Here is a 21,335-nt window from a genome sequence, read left to right on the forward strand (position 1 = left end):
CAGGACGAAGTAATCTATTTTAATCAATGAGTATTTAACAATTAGCAATACAAAAAGAGATTGCTTCGCTACGCTCACGATGACATGGGATGCTAGTAATGACATGAGATGCTCATAATAACAATAGGACGCTCGCAATGACATAAGAATAAAATAATGAAACCTGGCTTTACTTACATAATGACCAACAAAACTTACACGACTTTATACGTTGGTGTTACCAGTAATATTGTAAAAAGAGTACAACAGCATAAGGATAAAGTAAATATGAAATCTTTTACTGCACGTTATAATTTAAACAAGTTGGTTTATGTTGAAGCGTTTCAAAGTATAGGTGATGCCATAGCTAGAGAAAAGCAACTTAAAGCGGGTAGTAGAGCTAAGAAGATAGCTTTAATAGTAGCGACTAATCCTGATTATACTGATTTGTTTGATAGGGCTAAGGAAGTGTATGGTGATATGTGAGTATGAGTTAGATTGCTTCGCTGCGCTCGCAATGACATTGGATGCTCGTAATGACATTGGATGCTCGTAATCACATTAGAATGCTATAAATAACTATATTCTAATACCTCCTCAATACATCCCTTAGTGTTAGTCTTTTATTTTTCGCTTTAAGTAAGGCGCAGAGTTTTAAAAATAGAATAGCGGTTAAATAGGCATCACCAGATGCAGTATGCCGATCGTGCATGGTAATATTAAATTTGTTGCACAAATCGTCTAAGCTGTAATGTTTATCTGTTTTTATGTATTTTGTTTTGCGGTACAAAATGCCTGTATCTACAGTTTTATTTTTTAGTTTGGGTAAACCTAAACGCTTTAACGCTTCATTAATCATTGCAACATCAAAGTGTACGTGATGTGCAACAAGAATAGCACCTTCAATATGTTTTAAAAACTGTTTGATAGCTTCCTTTTCTTCTATTTTATGAAGAGATCCTTCTTTTAAAATACCATGTATTTCAACAGTTTTTGTATTAAAATGTTCTTGTTTGATGTAGCACTCTAGTTGGTCTGCAACATCAATTTGAAAGTTTATGATGGTTACTGTACCTATTGATAATAATCGATCCTGTTTAGGATTTAAACCTGTGGTTTCGGTATCAAAAACCACAAAGCGTGTATCTTCTAGGCTGTATTTTTTATGAAAGCTATTGGCATAGCTATTCCAAAATTCGGGATATGTTTTTGATTTAAACCAACGCATAATTACATCATTTGCGATAATTTAAAACGGACTTGCACCAAGGTTTGAATATCTTTTACAGGTTTAAAGCAGCCTTTTAATTTTAAACGATCGGATTTACTTAGACTTTTTACATCTACAAATTGACCTGAATCTTTATGTTTTAAACCTTGATTTGCTCTAAATCGTAGCAAAATTTTAAAAGCATTAATGCAGGCATCATATAAATCTGCATTTTGAGGCTCTAACTCTTGTAGCTTTTTGTAACGAGCAATAGTACTATTAAAGTCTTTAACGTGATGCGACAGTATTAATAACCTAGCAGCGTCTACTAGTGGCATTATTGCTCTTTTTTTAATATCAAACTGGTCTTTATGCTCGCCAGAGTCTTCTACTAAAAATTGTCTAAAAAAACTTAATGGTGGCGGATTTTTAAGTGCATTTAAAGCTAAAAAATTAAGGAATATTTCATATTGCTCTATAGATTTAAAAATACTATTAGACATTTTATGCACTAGTTTTTTGTTGCCATAAATTAGATTGTAATCAAAAAAGATATTGCAAAGTAAAATCTTTTCTTGTGTTGGTTGTGTAATCCAATTATTAAATTTTGCTTTCCATTCGGTTAACGTTAAACACCAATCTGGGTTACGTGCCATCATATTGGCAGGACAATAGTCAAAACCAATATGATGTAATTGGTCATTTATAGTATTAGCTAATTTTAAAAAGTAGGCTCTAGCGGTTTCAATATCAGACTCATGTAAATTTTTATCACTAAAAACTAAAGCGTTGTCTTGATCGGTCATTAATAGTTGTTCTTTACGACCTTGACTGCCTATGGCTAACCAAGCAAATTTGGCTGGTGGTTTTTGGTTAAGCTGAATAATACTTAACTCTATAACCTGTTTGGTTACCGCATCATTTATTGCAGAAATAATATTAGCGGTAAACACCATAGGTAAACTTTGGTCTAAATAATTTTTAAGTAGTGTTTGTGCTTTTTCTCTAATATACTTTAAACTTTCTGCAGTTTTTGCGCGTTTAATTTCTTTAATTAATACGGCTGGGTTATTACCATGAACAACAATAATATCATGCTCTGATAACATGCCTATAATTTTAGACTGATCAGTACCGTCTTCGGTAATGCATAAGTGTGAAATTTGATGTTTTAAGGTAGCTATTTGAGCTTCGGCAACCGTGATTGTTGGTGGAAATGATAATACAGGTGAAGACATAATTGCTGTTACAGGCTCGTCTATATGATGAATACCGGTAGCAATTTGATTACGTAAGTCTTTATCAGTAATTATACCTATAGGTTTTTGATTTTTAGTAATTACAATAGAACCTACATTGTGCTCTTTCATGATTAAAGATGCTGCCTTAATACTAGTTTCTGGAGTACAACATATCGGGTTTTTAGAATATATAGCAGATTGTGCTTCTGTAAAACCTGAAGCATCAGGTTTTAAAAACTCAAGGTTACCTAATAAAGTACCTTTATCGTCTTTTGCGTATGGGTTACGCGTATTAGTTGCAAAGCTAGCCATGATAAATTGGTTAGCTTTTGGATTACTAATAATAATGTCTTGCAATAGGGTAGAAGAGATACTGTAAATGATACTTTCTTCTATAGCTTTAGCATCTAAAAAATATTGATCTTTACGTATTAAGGCACGTAAGCCAAAAATATCGCCTTCATCACATTGATCTACTAATTTGTTTTCATGATATACACCAATTGCACCATTTTTTACTACGTAAAATTCATCTTTAATACTAGTTCCTTGTTTAAAAACAAAATGGTTAGGCTCTACATATAATACTTTAACTTGAGAAGATATAGTTATTAATTGCTCATAAGTTAACGCATCAAAAGGAGGAAAACCTTTAAGGAAATCTAGTATACGTTCAGCAATTGTGTTTTTATTCATCTTACTAATTTAGAGAAAAAATAAATGCTGAATGTTGTATTGGGTTTATAATGTGCTAATTATATATAGCTTGCTAATGACTATTGAGATTCGTTCAGTTCTTACTAAATTTAACTAAGTACTTCGATAATACTTCGACAGGCTCAGTATGACAATTCAGTGAAGAACTAAGTAAACATCGGAATGACATATGAGTTGTTATTATGAGTACGAAAGGACGAAGCAATCTCAATACTATTAATTACTTAATAACCGTCTTCTGGTACGCTAGTTAAAGTCTTTAAATAAGCAATAATAGCTTGTTGTTCTTCTGTGGTTAGGTTAAGCTCATCAAAAGGTAAGGTTTGATGAGGTAAATCAAAACCAAGTCCGCCGCCACCACCACGATTATAAAAATCCATGACTTGTTCTAAACTATCATAAACGCCGTTATGCATATATGGCGCTGTTAATGATACGTTACGCACGGTTGGTGTTTTAAACATCCCTTTGTGCAAGTTTTCTTTATACTTAAAATAAAACCCTAAATCGTCATCATTTTCTTTATTTGCAGCAGTTTTAGGAACACCAATAACTTCTTTTTCTGTTTCTGAAAAAAATGGAGGTACAGTACCATTAGTTAAAGGCATAAAATGGCAGGTAGCACACAATGCTTTTCCCATAAATAGATTGTAACCTAAGCGTTCTTGATCTGTAAAATCATTAATTTCTCCTCTAATATTTTTATCAAATCTAGAGTTAAAACTATTTAAAGTTGAAATGTAAGATGAAAGTGCTTTTATAACTTCAGTATTTTTCTTCGGAATTTTTCCATATGCAGCTTTAAATGCTTTTATGTAAGAAGAATCTTTAAGGATATCTTCTGAAAATTGATGCACATTGGTATTAAATTCCTTTTCGTTTAAAAACACAGAAGCTATTTGTTCTATCATCGTTTCTGAGCGTCCATCCCAAAAAAAGCTACGCTGAAAAGCACTATTAATTAAGGTTGGTGTATTACGATTTAAAGGTTTACCATTGTTATCAAGACTAGTTGTCAATCCGTCTGCATATCCTTTATTTGGAGAATGACAAGTTACGCAAGCCATATTGTGATTAGCCGATAGGTTAGGATCAAAAAACAACTTTTTACCTAAGTCAATTTGAGCTTTAGAAGGATTACGATTATTAACAGCAGTAAAATGATTAAGATTAAAACTGTTATTTTCAAAAAAAGTAGGTGCATCAAAATTGAAAGGATCTGTAGTTGTTGGTTCCCAAATATCTGCAGTTTTACGAATATTTACCCATTGCGTAGTAATAGGATTAAGGTAATCTCTTGTAAAAGTAAAACGATCAAATGTATCAAAATTGGTGTTGTTTTCAACGTACTTTACTGCGTTTTCAATACTGTTTTTAAATTGTTGATCTAAAAGTGCATCTTTTTTTATAATACTAGGTTGAAGGGTAAACTCATACACCTTATATAAGCTATTTAAAGACGTTGCTGTTTCTTTAATACCTAGATGGCTAACAGGTGTATCAAAACCAGAAATAGCTAAACTAACTAGTCTAAACAACTGCTGATGTGTAGCTCTAAAAAAGCGTTGAGGTGTAAGTTGACGTTTGGTCATATCACCTTTTAAAACTAGCATTAATCCTTGTGTGATTTTAATTTCTTGATCAAAGTCTTTGTCTGTAATGTCTTGTTCGTATACGCTTTCTTCAATTTTTTGAAGACCGATAGGATATAATATCTTACCTGTGTCTTCTTTATACACAGGTAAAGCAGGACCGTTGGTACGATGACCAACTTCTGGATTAAGGTAAGACGCAAAAGGTTCGGCAATTTTAAAAGCTTCTCTTGCTTTAGCAAAATAGTATTTAGATTTTGTACCGTTAACACCAGTTTGTTTTAAGCTGTCAAGATAGTTTATGGCTTTATCCATATGTTGGATGTAATACGTTTGAGCTTTTTGCCATGTAATAACATCTACAGTTTTCATTGCTGTAGTTGCGCTATTGCTTTTCTGTTTACAAGCAATAAAAAGTAGAGTAGTGGTAAGAATAGAAAGTTGAATAAGTGTTTTCATCTAAAAACGATATAAATAATAAAAATGAATCTTCACAAGACGTGAAGATTCATTTAGGATTAAAATAAAGGGATAATTTATCTTGGTAATCCTTTTAACAACACAATTTGTCCACCTTGGTTATGTGGTAAGTTATTAGATACAAAATCACTGCTTTTCCAGTAATGTGGTTGTAGATTAAGTAAAAAAGTATCTGGTTCTCCTATTTTATCAGAGATGTCAATTAAGGCACCAAATTCACCAGAAAATGCATCGCTTCCGTTAGGTTCTAAATTAGCTTCAATTTTTAAATCTAATACTGCTAATGGGTTGCTTCCATTTAAATCTGTTTGATAAATTCTTGCAGCATGGTTACGGCTAAAAGAGTTTGGATCTTCTTGAATATATACATAGTTTTCTGTAACACAAATGTTATCAGGACTTTGTAGGGTAGATAAATTTCCATCCATATTGTTAGTATCTGTATTACCGCTAACAATTTGTGTTAATTGACCTTGTAAAGGGTTGTCTGCATCTAATTGTAATTTATAAACGGTTCCCCAATCGTTGTAAGTACCTTGTCCTGGACCACGACCTGTAACAGCAAAGTATACGTTACGTCCGTTATCATCACTTCCTTTTTGGTAGTCTACATCTTCTACACGCATAAATTGAGAGGCGTATACGTTAGAGCAAGCCGTTTCCATTTCGTTTTTAGTTAAGCTAGCACCGTTAACAATTTCTACAAACTCTACATCGTAAGTCATACCAAAATCTAAGTCACCTTCGTTATATACAGTGTTAGCAGCTACGTCTTGTACGCCACCAGATCCGTTAGAAATTTGCTTAAATCTTAAAACGTAAATTTTACCATTATCTAAATCTGCATCACCGTTTTCTGATAAGTACATAGTTACCTGACCTTCAGATCCGCTAGAGTCATCATCACCACCAATAATTACTGTTTTACCAGCGTAAGCATTTTGAGGTAATGGCACAGCATTTTCCCATGAAAATTCACCTAAAGCATCTAATCCAAAATCTGCAGTAGGCGTAGGAGTTTCAATCCAAGGGTCAATACCTTTCACGTCATAAGAAATACTTTCTGAAGCCGATAGGAATAAATCTTGAGATCCACCATGTACAGCTGCTTCCCACATAGTACCAGAGCATTGTCTTGCATAATCTGCAACACCAGCGTTAAGTAACCATTCACCTTGTATAGGATTCATGTATTGATCAAAACGAATTCTAGATACACTATAATCATCTTCTGCATTAACAACATAAATATATTCGTCTCCATCTTTTAAAAATCCAGCACCATCTTGTGCGCCAACTAAACGGAAACCGTTAGATAATACGTCTGTAGAGCTAATTAAAGAGTAAGCATTTACGTTACTAAAATTAGGGTTAATATTTACTAACGGGTTTAAAGAAGATTTGTTAGAAAAAATGGTTTCTGTAGGCGTAAAGTCTTGACCATCTTGTCCGTCTTGACCGTTTAATCCATCTTCGCCATCACATGCAAAGAAAGAGCTTCCAACAGCAGCTACTAAGCTAAATTGTAAAAATAGTTGTTTAAATGTGTTCATTTTAAGGTTGTTTAAAATTTGATTTTGAACAAAACTACTCTGACATTATTCTTTATAAGTTAACTTAAATTAATGCTTAGATTAATTAAATTTTACGCTAATGTTACTAAGTTAAGTAATTGTAAAAACGGGTTTAAGTTGCTTGTTTTTAGGTGTTTAAAACTGTATTGTGGTTTTTTGTAGTTAATCTACTTTTAAAGATGATTTAAGTTTAAGATAACTTAAGCCATTAAAAAATAGAGTGAATTTGCAGAAAAAACAATGGACTTATTTTTAATTGCTTTTGGCGCTTTATTCTCTATTATTAATCCCTTAGGGACAGTGCCTGTTTTTGTGGGATTAACGCAAGAACACTCTAAAAAAGAACGAGCTAAAATTGCGTTTTGGACTGCTTTAGATGTATTAATTATTCTGTTTTTATCCTTTTTTGCAGGACAATATATATTATCGTTTTTTGGGATTACATTAAATGCACTAAAAATAGCAGGTGGATTAATTATAACCTCTTCGGGTTTTGCTTTGTTGACAGGTAAATTTAGAGAGCATAAAGGTATGAAGCGCAAACGTGTACAAGAAGATATACATAATAGAGACGCTATTAGCTTAACACCTTTAGCAATACCAATGTTAGCAGGACCAGGAACAATATCTTTATTAATAACCTACAATCAAGAGTATACATTAACTAAAGACGTTTTAATAATCCTATCTGCAGTACTACTTGTTACCATTGCAATATATTTAATACTTAAAAGTGCACATTTTATAGTAAAGTTTTTAGGCGCGTCTGGTATTAATGCTTTATCAAGAATTATTGGTTTTATTGTTATATCAATAGGTGTGCAGTATATAATTTCTTCAGTAGAAAACATTGTTATAAATCTATTAAGCTAATTTTCTTTGTGTACTGTATTTTAGAACATAAAAGGTTATTAACGATAGTAAACCAAATACAGAAAACCCTATAAATAAAGGAAGTACAGATGTGTGTACAAAGCTACCAATGTAATTAGCAATTGGTACCGCCATAACTGTAGATATAAACCCGTTAATTGCTGCACCAATACCGGCAATATGCCCTAAAGGCTCCATTGCTAAAGAACGGTAATTACCAAAAATAAACCCAACAGCAAAAAACTGAATTAAGAAAAAAGAAATTAAAACTCCAATACTTGGGTTGTTTCCAGATATAAATAAAATGACATATAAAATTGAGATTAAAAAGTAGGCAACAGTAGCATAAAATGCAATGTTACGCGACCCAAAACGCATAACCAATCTACTATTAGTAAAGGTAGATAACCCAATAGACAACGCAGTACTAGCAAAAAAGTAAGGAAACAATTCGCCTAAATTATATTGATCTTGATAAATCTGTTGTGAAGTGCTTAAATACACCATAAAAGATCCAGTAATAAAACCAGAAGTTAGTGTAAAAGCTACCGCTTCTTTGTGTTTAAAAAACTCCTTTGTGCCAGTAATAAAAATGCTAGGAGAAAATTTAATACGTTTACTTTTATCTAATGTTTCTGGTTGACGTTTCCAAAACCATAACATAACAACAGATCCAAATATAAGATTAGCATTAAAAATAGCACGCCAATCAAACCATTCTAATAGTATTTGGCCAAAAGTAGGAGCTATAACAGGTACCAGAATAAAAAACATAACAATTACAGATAGCAGTTTTGCCATAAAATCTCCACTAAAAGAGTCTCTAACCATAGCAATAGATATTGTCCTTGGCGCAGACAACCCAACACCTTGTAATACTCTAGCAAACAACATCATTTCGAAGTTTTTTGTAGTAACACAGATAATACTAGAAATAATAAAAATAAAAAAGCCTATGTAAACAATAGGCTTACGACCGTAACTATCAGACAACGGTCCAAATATTAACTGCCCAAAACCAATCCCTAAAAATATCATGGTAATTAACCATTGTGTACTATTAGGATCTGTAATGTTTAAATCTTCGGCAATGTTAGGTAAAGCAGGTAATAATGCATCTATGGTTAGTGCAACAATAGACATTAAAGATGCCATTAATGCTACAAATTCATTCTTAAAAGCAGGGTTAGAGTTTTGCATCTTGCAAAATTAGCTAATGCTTAAAAGGTGTCATATTTTATAATGATAATAGAATGTTAATTTTTAAAAAATAAGCTAAGCAAAACAGCGTAAATTATTTCAACTTCAAAAGTCAAAAATGATCTATTTAGCGTTTTATTACTCTTAAAATTCACCGATAAAAACTTCGGTTTTTAAGTTTTTTTTACAAAAAATTAACAGTAAATTTTTATCATTTCAGTAATAGTAAGGGATAACCAATTGTTGATAATTATGTGGAAAAACTAAATGGTATTTTTTGAATACGCTCGAAATAAAATCGCAATTTTATAATCCTTTTAAGACACAAAAAAATCAATTACCATCATGCAAATTAATCACATTATCAAGAGGGATTTTACGACTGTACCTTTTCAGCTTAGTAAGATTACCAATGCGATTCTAAAAGCGATGACCGCTTTAGAACACGGGAGTTTAGAAGATGCAGAGCGTGTATCTCAACTAGTAGAAACTAGCCTTTTAAAGCATAAAGAGAATGATCCAAATTACATTCCTACGGTAGAAACTGTTCAAGATGCAGTAGAAAATGCTTTAATGGAAAGTCATTTTTTAGATGTAGCAAAAGCCTACATATTATATAGAGATGAACAAGCCAGAAAGCGTAAGACAAATATCTTTGAAAAACGTATAAATCTTAAGCCATATGAGTATCCACAATTATACGAATATGTTCCAGCAATTAGACACTCATATTGGATACATACAGAGTTTAACTTTACAAGCGATATTCAAGATTTTAAGGCAGGATTGAATGAAGTAGAGCGTAGTGCGATTAAAAATACAATGTTAGCTATTTCTCAAATAGAAGTTGCAGTAAAATCGTTTTGGGGAGATATTTATCACCGTATGCCAAAACCAGAAATTGGATCTGTAGGCGCAACATTTGCTGAAAGTGAAGTAAGACATCATGATGCATACTCACATTTATTAGAAATTTTAGGATTAAACAATGAGTTTAAAACCTTAAAGAAAAAACCTGTGATTATGAAGCGTGTGCAGTATCTTGAAACTGCACTAAAAAACGCAAAAAGTGAAGATAATCAAGAATATGCAGAGTCTATCTTGTTATTTTCATTGTTTATAGAACACGTGTCTTTATTCTCACAGTTCTTAATTATCATGGCGTTTAACAAGCATAAAAACGTATTAAAAGGAATATCTAACGTGGTAGAAGCAACTTCTAAAGAAGAGCAAATACACGGAGATTTTGGAATTGATATTATAAAAATTATAAAAGACGAAAATCCAGAATGGTTTGATGCAGCGTACGAGCAAATGATAAAAGATATGTGTCTTGAGTCTTTTGAGTCTGAAAGCAAAATAGTAGACTGGATTTTTGAAAAAGGAGAAATTGACTTTTTACCAAAAGCAGTGGTTAATGAGTTTATAAAAAACAGATTTAACAACTCCTTAGAAAGCATAGGTATTGATAAAATATTTGAAGTAGACGAAAAACTACTAGCAGAAACAGAATGGTTTGACGATGAAATTATCGGAACCAAACATGGCGACTTTTTTGTAAAGCGCTCTATAAACTATAGTAAAAGAACCCAAAGTATAACCAGTGATGACCTTTTTTAAATGATAGAACAAAATAAAAACCAGACCCAGGAAGCTCAAAACCAAGAAAAACAAACGGAAGCTAATCCATTAATAGATGCAAGAAAAAAGTCGTTAAACCAAATAAAAACTTCTGGAACAGGAGGATTTAAATGGTTAACAGATCATAGTAGACAGTTTTTAGCAGCAGGCTACTTAACTGAAGGCGTAAGCGCAGAACAGCGTATAAGAGAAATAGCAGATAGAGCAGAACAAATTTTACAAATACCTGGTTATTCTGATAAGTTTTATAACTACATGTCAGAAGGATACTTTTCTTTAGCATCACCAGTATGGTCAAACTTTGGAAAAGAAAGAGGTTTACCAATTAGCTGTTTTGGATCGCATGTAGATGATGATATGGGTAACATACTTTACTCACAATCAGAAGTAGGAATGATGTCAAAATTAGGAGGTGGTACCTCTGGCTACTTTGGAAAAATAAGACATCGTGGATCTGAAGTAAAAAACAATGGTTATGCTTCTGGTGCAGTACATATCATGCAGTTATTTGAATCTATGGTAGATGTTGTTAGTCAAGGGTCAGTAAGACGTGGACGTTTTTCGCCATACTTACCAATAGAGCATCCAGACATTAATGAATTTTTAGAAATTGGTACAGAAGGTAACCCAATACAAGAGTTAACACATGGTGTAACTGTTACCAACCAATGGATGCAAGAAATGATAGATGGTGATGTAGACAAGCGTAGCACATGGGCAAAAGTATTACAACGTAGAGGTGAAATGGGTTATCCTTACATTTTCTTTACAGATAATGCTAATAACAACGCAGCAGATGTCTACCAAGACAAAAAGTTACCAATCTATGCAAGTAACTTATGTACAGAAATTATGTTACCATCAAATGACGACTGGTCTTTTGTATGTGTATTATCTTCTGTAAATGTGTTACACTATGATAAATGGAAAGATACAGATGCAGTAGAAACTATGGTATACTTCTTAGATGCAGTTATTACTGAATTTGTTGAAAAATTAGAAGTATACAGAGACTCTCCTAATCGTGATGACAGACAAACATTTATGTTTATGGAGCGCGCCTACAACTTTGCTAAAGAAAACCGTTCTTTAGGTTTAGGTGTATTAGGATGGCACTCGTTATTACAATCTAAAATGTTACCATTTAACAGTCAAGAAGCTTTTAGTTTAAACAGTGAGATCTTTAAAGTAATTAAAGATAAATCTTACAAAGCTTCAGAAGAGTTAGCAGAAAAATTTGGAGAACCAAAAGTATTAAAAGGTTACGGAAGACGTAATGCAACCTTAAATGCGGTAGCACCAACAACATCTTCTGCATTTATCTTAGGTCAAGTATCACAAGGTATTGAGCCAATTTGGTCAAATATTTATGTAAAAGATATCGCTAAGATTAAAACCACTATTAAAAACTCTTATTTAGAAGACTTATTAGAATCTAAAGGTAAAAATACAACCGAAGTATGGAGAAGTATTAGAGATAACGACGGATCTGTACAGCATTTAGATTTCTTATCAGAATTAGAAAAAGATGTATTTAAAACTTATTCTGAAATAGACCAAATGGATATTATTTATCAAGCAGCAAACCGTCAAAATCATATTGATCAAGGACAGTCTGTTAATATTATTATTCATCCAGATATGCCAGTAAAAGAGATTAATAAAATACATGTTACAGCATGGAAATTAGGATTAAAATCGCTTTACTACCAGCATAGTATGAATGCTGCACAAAAATTTAAACAAAAGAAAGATTGTGCTAGCTGTGAAGCTTAGTCTATCAATTTACAATTAAGTGTTATAAAAAAAATCCCGATGTTTTACATCGGGATTTTTTAGTTTTATAAAGGAATATTACCATGTTTTCTATTAGGTAATACTTCTTCTTTGTCTTCCAACATGGTAAACGCTTTAATTAATTTACGTCTGGTATCTTTTGGTAAAATCACTTCGTCTATAAATCCGCGTTCTGCAGCTTTATAGGGATTAGCAAATAAATCTGCATATTCTGCTTCTTTTTCTAACAGTTTTTCTTCAGGATTATCGGCTGCTTTAATTTCTTTTCTAAAGATAATTTCACTAGCACCTTTTGCACCCATTACAGCAATTTCGGCACTTGGCCAAGCGTAATTTAAATCGGCACCAATATGCTTAGAATTCATTACATCATAAGCGCCACCATAAGCTTTACGCGTAATAACAGTTACTTTTGGTACAGTTGCTTCACTTAATGCATACAGTAATTTTGCACCATGTACAATAATTGCATTCCATTCTTGATCGGTACCAGGTAAGAAACCAGGGACATCTACTAATACTAATAACGGAATATTAAAGGCGTCACAAAAACGAGTAAAACGTGCTGCTTTACGCGAACTATCTACATCTAAAACTCCTGCTAAAAATAAAGGTTGATTGGCTACAATACCAACGCTTTTTCCACCAATACGAGCAAAACCAACAATGATATTTTCGGCAAAATCTTTATGAATTTCAAAAAAGGAATCTTCATCAATAATACCGTTAATTACCTCATGCATGTCGTAAGGTTTACTAGCATGATCTGGTATAATATTCATTAATTGCTCTCGAGTTTCTTCACCTAAATCATAAGGAAGATCTCTTGGTTTTTCTAAGTTGCTTTGTGGTAAATAACTTAGTAGACGTTTAACATCTTCTAAACATTCAACATCATTTGCAGAAGTTGTATGTGCTACACCAGATTTTGTACTGTGTGTACTTGCGCCACCTAATTCTTCACTAGTAACGGTTTCGTTAGTAACCGTTTTTACAACGTTTGGACCTGTTACAAACATGTAACTTGTATCTTCTACCATCATGGTAAAGTCGGTCATTGCAGGAGAGTATACTGCACCACCAGCACATGGTCCCATAATTGCTGAAATTTGCGGAATAACACCAGAAGCTTTTACATTACGGTGAAAAATATCTGCATAACCACCAAGCGATCTAACACCTTCTTGGATACGTGCACCACCAGAATCGTTAAGACCGATAAATGGTGCACCAACCTTAAGTGCCATATCCATGATTTTACAAATCTTTTCGGCATGTGTTTCTGATAGCGCACCACCAAAAACAGTAAAGTCTTGTGCAAATATATAGACAAGACGTCCATCTATTGTACCGTAACCAGTTACGACACCATCACCATAAAACTTTTGGTTTTGCATCCCAAAATCTACCGTACGATGTGTGACTAAAGCACCGATTTCTTCAAAAGAACCTTCGTCCATTAAGTACTCGATACGTTCTCTAGCGGTTAGTTTTTTCTTTTCGTGTTGTTTATCTATTCTTACTTGTCCGCCTCCTAATTTGGCAAGTTCAAGTTTTTCGTTTAATTCTTTTATTTTAGATTCCATAATTGAAATTTTATCTTTTTTTGTCATTCTGCGCTACAATGCAGCGTCTATTTTAAATTATTAGATACCACATCTTACTTTGACTGCGCTTAGCACAAGCGTACAAAATGACATAAAACTCATATTAATTAGTTGGTACTCTTAATTGTTTTTGATCTTCTAAATACTGTTTTACAGCAATTAAAGCGGCTATTTTAGCTTCTTTTTCTGTTTGTTGCTGTAAGGCTTCTGGCGAATAGTATTTTTTTACGAAGTGTGTATCAAAGTTTCCAGAGGTAAACGCTTCATGTTGACAAACAAATGCACCAAAAGGTAAAGTGGTTTCTATCCCTTTTACTTTATATTCTGAAATAGCTTTAAGCATCAGTTGTATAGCTTCTTCACGTGTTTTACCATAAGTAATTAATTTGGCTAACATTGGATCATAATAAATAGGAATGTCCATACCTTCTTCAAAACCGTTATCTACACGAATACCATCACCAACAGGAATTTGGTATTGCTCTAAGTGACCAACGCTAGGTAAGAAGTCGTTTAAAGGATCTTCAGCATATACACGAAGCTCTAAAGCGTGACCATTTATTTTTAAATCTTCTTGTTTTATAGGAAGCTTTTCGCCACGAGCAACTTGTATTTGAAGTTCTACTAAATCTACACCAGCAATAATTTCGCTTACAGGATGTTCTACCTGTAATCTGGTATTCATCTCTAAGAAATAAAAGTTATGTTGATCATCTAATAAAAACTCGACTGTACCGGCACCAACATAGTCGCAAGCTTTGGCTACTTTAATAGCAGCTTGTCCCATTCTTTCTCTTAACTCAGGAGTTAATACAGCACTTGGTGCTTCTTCTACTACTTTTTGATGACGACGCTGAATACTACACTCGCGTTCAAAAAGGTGAATGACATTACCGTGTGTATCTGCCATTACTTGAATTTCGATATGTCTTGGAGAGGCTACATATTTTTCAATAAAAACAGAGCCATCACCAAACGCGTTAACCGCTTCACTAATGGCGCGATTCATCTGTGATTCAAAATCGGCTTCTTTTTCAACAATACGCATTCCTTTACCGCCACCACCAGCAGATGCTTTAATTAAAATAGGAAAGCCAATGCCTTGTGCTATCTTTTTAGCTTCAGAAATATCTGTAATAGCCTGGTCAGTACCAGGTACCATTGGGATATCGTAGGCTTTAACGGCATCTTTAGCTGCTAATTTGCTACCCATCACTTTGATGGCGTATGATTTTGGACCAATAAAAGTAACGTTGTTAGCTTCGCAAAGCTCTGCAAAGTCTGCATTTTCACTTAAAAATCCATAACCAGGATGTATTCCGTCTACGTTAAGTTGTTTTGCAACTTCTATAATTTTTTCGCCTAATAAATAAGATTGGTTAGAAGGAGCTTCACCAATTAAAACTGCTTCATCAGCAAATTTTACATGAGGTGCATTACGATCTGCAGTAGAGTAGACTGCAACTGTTTTAATACCCATTTTTTGGGCAGTTTTCATGACTCTTATTGCGATTTCGCCACGGTTGGCGACTAATATTTTTTTCATTTTATTCAAATTCAATTAATAATTCGCCTTTATCTACAGTAGTACCTTTTCCACCAGATACAGATTTTATAATACCTTCACGAGGCGATAGGATACTGTTTTCCATTTTCATGGCTTCAAGGATTAAAAGTGGTGTATCTACTGAAACTTCGTCACCAGGTTTTACCATGACGTCTAAAATAAGACCAGGCATTGGCGCTTTAATTTCGTTTACTTTTTTAGAAGCACCAATTTCAAAACCTAAAGATTTTATTAGTTGATCTAAATCGTTTTCGATATTTACCGTGTAATTATTATTGTTAATATTAACGGTATAGGATTTTTTATTGAAGTTAGATGCTAAAATTTCAGCTTTATAAGATGTGTTGTTGTCAAGGATATGGTAAGATTGATTGTTAACCTTAACGCTATCTAATGCTGAAATATCTTGGGAAGTTACCTCAAATTCGGAGTTGTTATTAACTTTAACTTTGTAGGATATATTCATTGTTTTATTTGTATTTAATTACTTGTAAAGATACTGATAAATCCATTTTTTATCCCAAGTTATAAAGTATTATTTGCTAAAAAGACATAGTTGTTAGTTTTTAAAAAAAGATCCTTTTTGGTGACGTTTTATAGCTTTTCTAGACAAGAATAGACCTAAGGCTAGAGATACAAATGCTCCAACCCAAATACCAGGTATAAAATTTATAAATAAAAAGAAATCGTAAGCACCATGAAAAACAATAGCTAACAACAAACCACAAAGGTTTAGAAAAAGCTTATTAGGTTTAAATTTTGCCATACCCATAAAATATCCCATTAAAATACCAAATGTAGCGTGAGCAGGTACAGCTGTAAATGCCCTTAATAGTGCAGTGCTAGCACCGTGTTGCAGTACATACATTATGTTTTCGGTTGCAGCAAATCCCATAGAAACCATAACGGCGTAGACTATGCCATCAAAAGGCTCGTTAAATTCTTTATGACGCTGTGCAAATAACAATACAATTAGGTATTTACTTAACTCTTCGGAGAAGCCAACAACAAAAAAGGCTTGTTTAAACTGCTCCCAAACACTTAATTTATCTTCTAAAGGTAAAAAGTTATTAAAAAATATATAAAATATTGTGGTAATGATTACACTTACAATAGCACCTAGTAAAAATGAAATTATCAGTAATCTAGTTGGTTCTTTTTCATATTTATCTTTAAAATAAATATATGCCACTATAGTTGCAATTGGTGCTAGTGCCATAATGATAAGTTGGATAACAGTCATTTAATTTATTTTTTTGGTTATAGCTTCTAAAACTTTAATGTAATAATCATAATTACTAGATACAAAATGTCCGTTTTTATCGCTATTATCTAATAAGTCTTTAAATTTAGAAATGCTTACCAATTTTAAAGCTTCAACTTCTTCTTTTCGAGGCGTTAATTTGGATAAGTCAACGTTTAATTGTGCTATAAATGTATGATGAAATTCGTTGTCAATTATCCCGTTTGGATAGGTTTGAAAACAAGGAAATACACCAATTTTTTCTAAGTAATCTTCTTGTATTTTAAGCCCAATTTCTTCTTTAATTTCTCTAATGGCTCCGCTTTCAATAGTTTCACCTGCATCAATATGTCCGGCAACACTAACGTCCCAAAGTAACGGACAAATAGCTTTACTAGCAGCACGTTGCTGTAGTAAAATTTCTCCTTTAGAAGTATATAACCAAATGTGTACGGTATTATGATACCAACCTTTTTTGTGTATTTCGGTTTTAGTAGCAGATTTACCTGTTGGTTTACCTGATTTGGTGACTATGTCTATGTATTCTTCCATTAAAAAAAGATTCCCACTTTCGTGGGAATTTATTATTTAAAGTAACTAAATGTTTCTCCGTCTTCAATTTTAAGTAACGTTTCGTAAATTAACTTGATTACGTTTTCTACATCATCTTTATGTACCATTTCTACAGTAGTATGCATGTAACGAAGTGGTAAAGAAATTAATGCTGAAGCAACGCCACCATTACTATAAGCAAAAGCATCTGTATCTGTACCAGTAGCTCTACTTAAGGCACTACGTTGGAATGGGATTTTTTTAGCTTCGGCAGTATCTGTAATTAAATCTCGTAATTTTTGTTGTACTGCTGGTGCATAAGCCACAACAGGACCAAGTCCAATTTCTAAATGACCTTCTTTTTTACGATCTATCATTGGTGTTGTTGTATCGTGCGTAACATCTGTAACGATAGCAACATTTGGTTTAATGGTTTCTGTAATCATTTGTGCACCACGAAGTCCAATTTCTTCTTGCACAGAGTTAGTAATATATAAACCAAATGGTAATTCTTTCTTGTTTTCTTTAAGTAAACGCGCTACTTCTGCAATCATAAATCCTCCCATACGGTTATCTAAAGCACGACATACAAATTTATCTTCATTTAAAATATGGAACTCGTCTGGATAAGTAATTACACAACCCACGTGTACGCCCATTTTTAAGACTTCTTCTTTGTCTTTTGCACCTATATCTATGGTAATGTTGTCAGGTTTTGGCGCTTCTTCTTTAGATTTGTCACGTGTATGTATTGCAGGCCAACCAAACACACCTTTTACGATACCGTTTTTGGTATGGATATTAACAATTTTACTCGGAGCTATTTGATGGTCGCTACCACCATTTCTAATCACGTAAATTAATCCGTTATCAGAAATATAATTAACATACCAAGAGATCTCATCTGCATGCCCTTCTATAACAACTTTGTATTTAGCGTCTGGATTAATAACACCAACTGCAGTACCGTAAGTATCCGTGATAAATTCATCTACATAAGGTTTTAGATAATCCATCCATAACTTTTGTCCGTCCCATTCGTAACCTGTAGGCGCAGCATTATTTAAATATTTTTCTAAAAAGTCCATCGACTTTTTATTAAGTATCGATTTTTTTGCCATTTTTAATTTAATTTTTGTCTAAAATAACAATATTCACAGTTATTTAATAGTTAGTGAAGTGTTAATTATTAATTTTGTATTAACATCTATATTTGGAATGGTTTTAGCAGTATTGTTACTATGAAAAAATTGCTTTTTTTAATTCTTATATTTCCTTTTTGTCTTTTTGCACAAGAAGAAGAGGAGATAGTTAACGATACTACAGATGTTGAATTTATAATTATAAAAGGCGACTCTATACCGCAAAAATCTATTTATTTAGATGAAATACTTTTACTACCTAGTCTGCATTTTAACAGTAAAGAAGAAAAATATAAGTACTATATTTTAAAACGAAAAACACTTAAAGTTTACCCTTACGCAAAATTGGCTGCAGAACGATTAGAAACCTTAACAGCGCGTTTACAAACACTAGATAAAAAAGGTCAAAAGCGTCGTTATGCAAGAAAAGTACAAAAATATATAGAAGAAGAATTTTCTGAAGAGCTAAAAAAATTAACGCGTACCGAAGGTCAAATTTTAGTCAAATTAATACACCGACAAACGGGTCAAACTACATTTGATTTAATTAAAGAATTACGTAGTGGTTGGAGAGCATTTTGGTTTAATACCACAGCAAGTATGTTTGATATCTCTTTAAAACGAGAATTTGATCCAATAGATGTTAAAGAAGATTTTTATATAGAAGATATTTTAATAAGAGCTAAACAACAAGGCTTATTAGAACTACGTGCGCCATCTGTAGAGTTTGATTATTTTGAACTAAGCGATAAATGGGCAGATAAAAAACCAGCATCAACAGAAAATTAATGAGGAAACAAACACCTTTTGAAGAAAAACTTAACGCTTTAACACATGCAATTGGTGCTGTTTTTGGTATTGTAGCATTAGTTTTATTGATCATTTTTGAAACTAAAAAAACAGAGTTTAGTTTATTTAGTGTTGTTGTTTATGGTATTTCAATAATTATATTGTTTACAGCGTCTACAATGTACCATAGTTTTACAGACGAGAAAAAGAAACACTACTTCAGGATAGTTGATCACATTAGTATTTATCTATTAATAGCAGGAACTTACACACCAGTTTTACTTATTACATTAGAGCAGAGTAAAGGTTGGTTGCTATTTTATATTGTATGGGCTATTGCTGGATTTGGTGTGATTTTAAAATTATTTTTCACAGGTAAATTCGAAGCCTTTTCAACCATTTTATATTTAGTTATGGGTTGGCTTATTGTATTTGATTTTTCAACTTTAAATAGTCTGATGCCTGCAAACGGAATAGTATTATTAATGGCTGGCGGATTAGCTTATACCGTTGGTATTGTTTTTTATGCGATAGAAAAAATACCTTATAATCATGTAATATGGCACCTTTTTGTGTTGGCTGGTGCTATTTGTCACTTCTTTATGGTATTGTTTTTTGTGGTTTAAAAACAACGATTTACAATATGTAAACCGTTGTTTTCATTATAATGATACTATTTGTTTTTTATAGAATATTCCCAGAAAGCACCGCTAATATCTGTTAGTTTGATAGTGTAGTTTCCTTTAGGAAGTTTAGTAAAAATATCATCTTTAAAAGTCAATTTAGCTTTGGCGCCTAACGGTAGGATAAGGCTATGTTTGCCAGGTTTGACTTTGGCTATGTAGTAATTAGAAATGTTTTTATCATTTAGTTGTGATAAGGCATTTTGGTCTAGTTGATATATTTTTTGGTTTTGATTATCTAATAGTTCTAACTTAATAATCCAAGCACCATAAACATCAACACCTTCAGTTCTAAATACATCAAAACTAATTGTATTATGGTTAAATAATCCTTCTGTAATTTCAACTTTAGGTTTTATAGATTTATTATGAAGTGTTCCCCATAATCCACCATGAAAGATTTGATTTGTAGCTAATGTTAAACCAAAAATAAATATAGATCCAATTAAAACAACTTTAGAGAAGTTATTATTTTTAATAGGAATGTTACCAGACCCTAGCCAATTAAACCATTTCTTTTTAGTAAAAGATATATTCTTATTTAATAAATAATTGTCTAATGCATATTTACCACCGCCAGTTAGAAATAGAACAAAACCTGTAGCAATACCTAAAATACCTATTTGCCATTCGTCTAAACATGTTGTACCAATCCAACCTGATGCTAAAAGAATACCTAAAGCTAAACTAAAGACACCAATACTCATCAATCTTGTAAATAGACCAAACATGATAAATAATCCAACAATACCTTCAATTATGGTAAATACAACCATATTTATCCATAGTGCATCTGGATTTTCAACTAGATATTTAATAATAGGTTTTATGCCCAACGCATGTGGTAAAAAGTGATTAAATTTTACACCAATATATCCAGCTAATTCTGGATCCAGTTTTTCGGCTAATACAGTTCGTCTCCAAAATGCAGAAAAGTAGGTCCAACCTACAACAAGTCGTAATGCTAAAGCCATTAGCCCAGCATCATTTTTTAAATTTATTTTATTCATTTTTATTATCAGTAAGTTATTATTTATGATTCACGATCTAACGTCTTTTGTGTCATAAACAATTACAGATAATCTTTAAAATTTTGGTATAAAATATAAAGAGGAAGCGGAGCAGTAGAAGTAGTTTGCGCTGCTTGCAGTTTTGTGTCTACAGTTATATTTTCAACTAATGCGAAGTTATAGTTTAATACATCAGGAAATATTGCTATCTGTTTCGAATTACTTTTAGATGTTGAAAGTTTTATAACGTTAACCTCTAAGTTGTCACAACTGTAACTGCTAAAAGTAGATTTGTTTTTGTTAGAAACTTCAGTTTGTGGTAAACCAAGTTCTGCTTGAAAAAAATTACGAACCTTACACGGCGATACTAATAATAAAAAAGCAAGGCTAACTACAGATAACCATGATATTATTTTATTAGTTGCGCTTATTTTCATA

The 21,335-nt window shown here is 32.5% G+C and carries 19 protein-coding genes; 6 read left to right on the forward strand and 13 right to left on the reverse strand.

Annotated features, from left to right (window positions below; translation table 11 throughout):
- Positions 1–156: 156 nt before the first annotated feature.
- Complete coding sequence (locus tag FHS04_RS11995) at positions 157–465, forward strand: GIY-YIG nuclease family protein (RefSeq protein ID WP_106678431.1); 309 nt, start codon at positions 157–159, stop codon at positions 463–465.
- 100 nt (positions 466–565) lie between these two features.
- Here FHS04_RS11995 and FHS04_RS12000 read toward each other — a convergent pair whose 3' ends face one another.
- The 4 genes from FHS04_RS12000 to FHS04_RS12015 form a co-directional block, all read right to left on the reverse strand.
- Positions 566–1,207: a 3'-5' exonuclease gene (locus FHS04_RS12000; protein WP_106678429.1), complete on the reverse strand. Its 642-nt coding sequence runs from the start codon at positions 1,205–1,207 to the stop codon at positions 566–568.
- A gap of 2 nt (positions 1,208–1,209) precedes the next feature.
- A complete protein-coding gene (locus FHS04_RS12005; RefSeq protein WP_106678427.1) occupies positions 1,210–3,126 on the reverse strand; it encodes a DUF294 nucleotidyltransferase-like domain-containing protein in 1,917 nt (638 codons plus the stop codon).
- Between the two features lie 245 nt (positions 3,127–3,371).
- Positions 3,372–5,198: a cytochrome-c peroxidase gene (locus FHS04_RS12010; RefSeq protein ID WP_106678425.1), complete on the reverse strand. Its 1,827-nt coding sequence runs from the start codon at positions 5,196–5,198 to the stop codon at positions 3,372–3,374.
- Between the two features lie 77 nt (positions 5,199–5,275).
- Entirely contained in the window at positions 5,276–6,772 is a 1,497-nt protein-coding gene (locus tag FHS04_RS12015) for a PhoX family protein (protein ID WP_106678423.1), read from the reverse strand.
- A gap of 261 nt (positions 6,773–7,033) precedes the next feature.
- Here FHS04_RS12015 and FHS04_RS12020 point away from each other — a divergent pair, with 261 nt between their 5' ends.
- Positions 7,034–7,666 carry a MarC family NAAT transporter gene (locus tag FHS04_RS12020; RefSeq protein WP_106678421.1) on the forward strand — a complete coding sequence of 211 codons (633 nt, stop codon included), beginning with the start codon at positions 7,034–7,036 and terminating at the stop codon, positions 7,664–7,666.
- Here FHS04_RS12020 and FHS04_RS12025 read toward each other — a convergent pair.
- Positions 7,658–8,866 (reverse strand): multidrug effflux MFS transporter, encoded by a 1,209-nt coding sequence (locus FHS04_RS12025; protein WP_106678419.1) that lies wholly within the window; start codon positions 8,864–8,866, stop codon positions 7,658–7,660. The two genes, FHS04_RS12020 and FHS04_RS12025, sit on opposite strands and share 9 nt — an antisense overlap.
- A 345-nt stretch (positions 8,867–9,211) precedes the next feature.
- On the opposite strand from FHS04_RS12025, the gene FHS04_RS12030 reads away from it, so the two are divergent.
- Both FHS04_RS12030 and FHS04_RS12035 read left to right on the forward strand, forming a co-directional pair.
- Entirely contained in the window at positions 9,212–10,486 is a 1,275-nt protein-coding gene (locus tag FHS04_RS12030) for a ribonucleotide-diphosphate reductase subunit beta (RefSeq protein WP_027879903.1), read from the forward strand.
- Complete coding sequence (locus tag FHS04_RS12035) at positions 10,487–12,283, forward strand: ribonucleoside-diphosphate reductase subunit alpha (protein ID WP_106678417.1); 1,797 nt, start codon at positions 10,487–10,489, stop codon at positions 12,281–12,283.
- Positions 12,284–12,348: 65 nt separating this feature from the next.
- Here the strand turns inward: FHS04_RS12035 and FHS04_RS12040 are convergent, their stop codons facing one another.
- The 6 genes from FHS04_RS12040 to FHS04_RS12065 form a co-directional block, all read right to left on the reverse strand.
- The gene (locus FHS04_RS12040; protein ID WP_106678751.1) at positions 12,349–13,890 is read right to left on the reverse strand and encodes an acyl-CoA carboxylase subunit beta; all 1,542 of its coding nucleotides are present in this window, start codon (positions 13,888–13,890) and stop codon (positions 12,349–12,351) included.
- A gap of 124 nt (positions 13,891–14,014) precedes the next feature.
- Positions 14,015–15,457, reverse strand: a complete 1,443-nt coding sequence (gene accC, locus FHS04_RS12045; protein ID WP_106678415.1) for an acetyl-CoA carboxylase biotin carboxylase subunit — start codon at positions 15,455–15,457, stop codon at positions 14,015–14,017.
- A gap of 1 nt (position 15,458) precedes the next feature.
- Positions 15,459–15,944 (reverse strand): acetyl-CoA carboxylase biotin carboxyl carrier protein subunit, encoded by a 486-nt coding sequence (locus FHS04_RS12050; protein ID WP_106678413.1) that lies wholly within the window; start codon positions 15,942–15,944, stop codon positions 15,459–15,461.
- Positions 15,945–16,037: 93 nt separating this feature from the next.
- On the reverse strand, positions 16,038–16,721 hold the full coding sequence (locus FHS04_RS12055) for a PrsW family intramembrane metalloprotease (RefSeq protein ID WP_221184984.1): 684 nt from the start codon (positions 16,719–16,721) through the stop codon (positions 16,038–16,040).
- Positions 16,722–17,273 carry an NUDIX hydrolase gene (locus tag FHS04_RS12060; RefSeq protein ID WP_106678411.1) on the reverse strand — a complete coding sequence of 184 codons (552 nt, stop codon included), beginning with the start codon at positions 17,271–17,273 and terminating at the stop codon, positions 16,722–16,724.
- A 32-nt stretch (positions 17,274–17,305) separates the two neighbouring features.
- Positions 17,306–18,394 carry a M42 family metallopeptidase gene (locus FHS04_RS12065; protein ID WP_106678409.1) on the reverse strand — a complete coding sequence of 363 codons (1,089 nt, stop codon included), beginning with the start codon at positions 18,392–18,394 and terminating at the stop codon, positions 17,306–17,308.
- A 120-nt stretch (positions 18,395–18,514) separates the two neighbouring features.
- On the opposite strand from FHS04_RS12065, the gene FHS04_RS12070 reads away from it, so the two are divergent.
- Both FHS04_RS12070 and trhA read left to right on the forward strand, forming a co-directional pair.
- Entirely contained in the window at positions 18,515–19,204 is a 690-nt protein-coding gene (locus tag FHS04_RS12070; RefSeq protein ID WP_027879913.1) for a DUF4294 domain-containing protein, read from the forward strand.
- Positions 19,204–19,830 carry a PAQR family membrane homeostasis protein TrhA gene (gene trhA / locus FHS04_RS12075; RefSeq protein ID WP_027879914.1) on the forward strand — a complete coding sequence of 209 codons (627 nt, stop codon included), beginning with the start codon at positions 19,204–19,206 and terminating at the stop codon, positions 19,828–19,830. The genes FHS04_RS12070 and trhA overlap by 1 nt, the downstream gene beginning before the upstream one ends.
- 47 nt (positions 19,831–19,877) lie before the next feature.
- Here the strand turns inward: trhA and FHS04_RS12080 are convergent, their stop codons facing one another.
- Together FHS04_RS12080 and FHS04_RS12085 are read right to left on the reverse strand one after the other, a co-directional pair.
- Positions 19,878–20,897: a TQO small subunit DoxD gene (locus FHS04_RS12080; protein WP_027879915.1), complete on the reverse strand. Its 1,020-nt coding sequence runs from the start codon at positions 20,895–20,897 to the stop codon at positions 19,878–19,880.
- Positions 20,898–20,959: 62 nt separating this feature from the next.
- Complete coding sequence (locus FHS04_RS12085) at positions 20,960–21,334, reverse strand: hypothetical protein (protein ID WP_106678407.1); 375 nt, start codon at positions 21,332–21,334, stop codon at positions 20,960–20,962.
- Position 21,335: the final 1 nt, after the last annotated feature.

Source organism: Mesoflavibacter zeaxanthinifaciens subsp. sabulilitoris (genome assembly GCF_014191595.1).
Lineage (GTDB): Bacteria > Bacteroidota > Bacteroidia > Flavobacteriales > Flavobacteriaceae > Mesoflavibacter > Mesoflavibacter zeaxanthinifaciens.

What these genes read in the sequence shown, in the direction of transcription:
- FHS04_RS12060 (WP_106678411.1), bottom strand. Translation starts at nt 17,273, where the DNA reads ATGGAAGAATACATAGACATAGTCACCAAATCAGGTAAACCAACAGGT.
- FHS04_RS12000 (WP_106678429.1), bottom strand. Translation starts at nt 1,207, where the DNA reads ATGCGTTGGTTTAAATCAAAAACATATCCCGAATTTTGGAATAGCTAT.
- accC (WP_106678415.1), bottom strand. Translation starts at nt 15,457, where the DNA reads ATGAAAAAAATATTAGTCGCCAACCGTGGCGAAATCGCAATAAGAGTC.
- trhA (WP_027879914.1), top strand. Translation starts at nt 19,204, where the DNA reads ATGAGGAAACAAACACCTTTTGAAGAAAAACTTAACGCTTTAACACAT.
- FHS04_RS12035 (WP_106678417.1), top strand. Translation starts at nt 10,487, where the DNA reads ATGATAGAACAAAATAAAAACCAGACCCAGGAAGCTCAAAACCAAGAA.
- FHS04_RS12050 (WP_106678413.1), bottom strand. Translation starts at nt 15,944, where the DNA reads ATGAATATATCCTACAAAGTTAAAGTTAATAACAACTCCGAATTTGAG.
- FHS04_RS12030 (WP_027879903.1), top strand. Translation starts at nt 9,212, where the DNA reads ATGCAAATTAATCACATTATCAAGAGGGATTTTACGACTGTACCTTTT.
- FHS04_RS12080 (WP_027879915.1), bottom strand. Translation starts at nt 20,897, where the DNA reads ATGAATAAAATAAATTTAAAAAATGATGCTGGGCTAATGGCTTTAGCA.
- FHS04_RS11995 (WP_106678431.1), top strand. Translation starts at nt 157, where the DNA reads ATGAAACCTGGCTTTACTTACATAATGACCAACAAAACTTACACGACT.
- FHS04_RS12070 (WP_027879913.1), top strand. Translation starts at nt 18,515, where the DNA reads ATGAAAAAATTGCTTTTTTTAATTCTTATATTTCCTTTTTGTCTTTTT.
- FHS04_RS12015 (WP_106678423.1), bottom strand. Translation starts at nt 6,772, where the DNA reads ATGAACACATTTAAACAACTATTTTTACAATTTAGCTTAGTAGCTGCT.
- FHS04_RS12085 (WP_106678407.1), bottom strand. Translation starts at nt 21,334, where the DNA reads ATGAAAATAAGCGCAACTAATAAAATAATATCATGGTTATCTGTAGTT.
- FHS04_RS12020 (WP_106678421.1), top strand. Translation starts at nt 7,034, where the DNA reads ATGGACTTATTTTTAATTGCTTTTGGCGCTTTATTCTCTATTATTAAT.
- FHS04_RS12040 (WP_106678751.1), bottom strand. Translation starts at nt 13,890, where the DNA reads ATGGAATCTAAAATAAAAGAATTAAACGAAAAACTTGAACTTGCCAAA.
- FHS04_RS12055 (WP_221184984.1), bottom strand. Translation starts at nt 16,721, where the DNA reads ATGACTGTTATCCAACTTATCATTATGGCACTAGCACCAATTGCAACT.
- FHS04_RS12065 (WP_106678409.1), bottom strand. Translation starts at nt 18,394, where the DNA reads ATGGCAAAAAAATCGATACTTAATAAAAAGTCGATGGACTTTTTAGAA.
- FHS04_RS12025 (WP_106678419.1), bottom strand. Translation starts at nt 8,866, where the DNA reads ATGCAAAACTCTAACCCTGCTTTTAAGAATGAATTTGTAGCATTAATG.
- FHS04_RS12010 (WP_106678425.1), bottom strand. Translation starts at nt 5,198, where the DNA reads ATGAAAACACTTATTCAACTTTCTATTCTTACCACTACTCTACTTTTT.
- FHS04_RS12005 (WP_106678427.1), bottom strand. Translation starts at nt 3,126, where the DNA reads ATGAATAAAAACACAATTGCTGAACGTATACTAGATTTCCTTAAAGGT.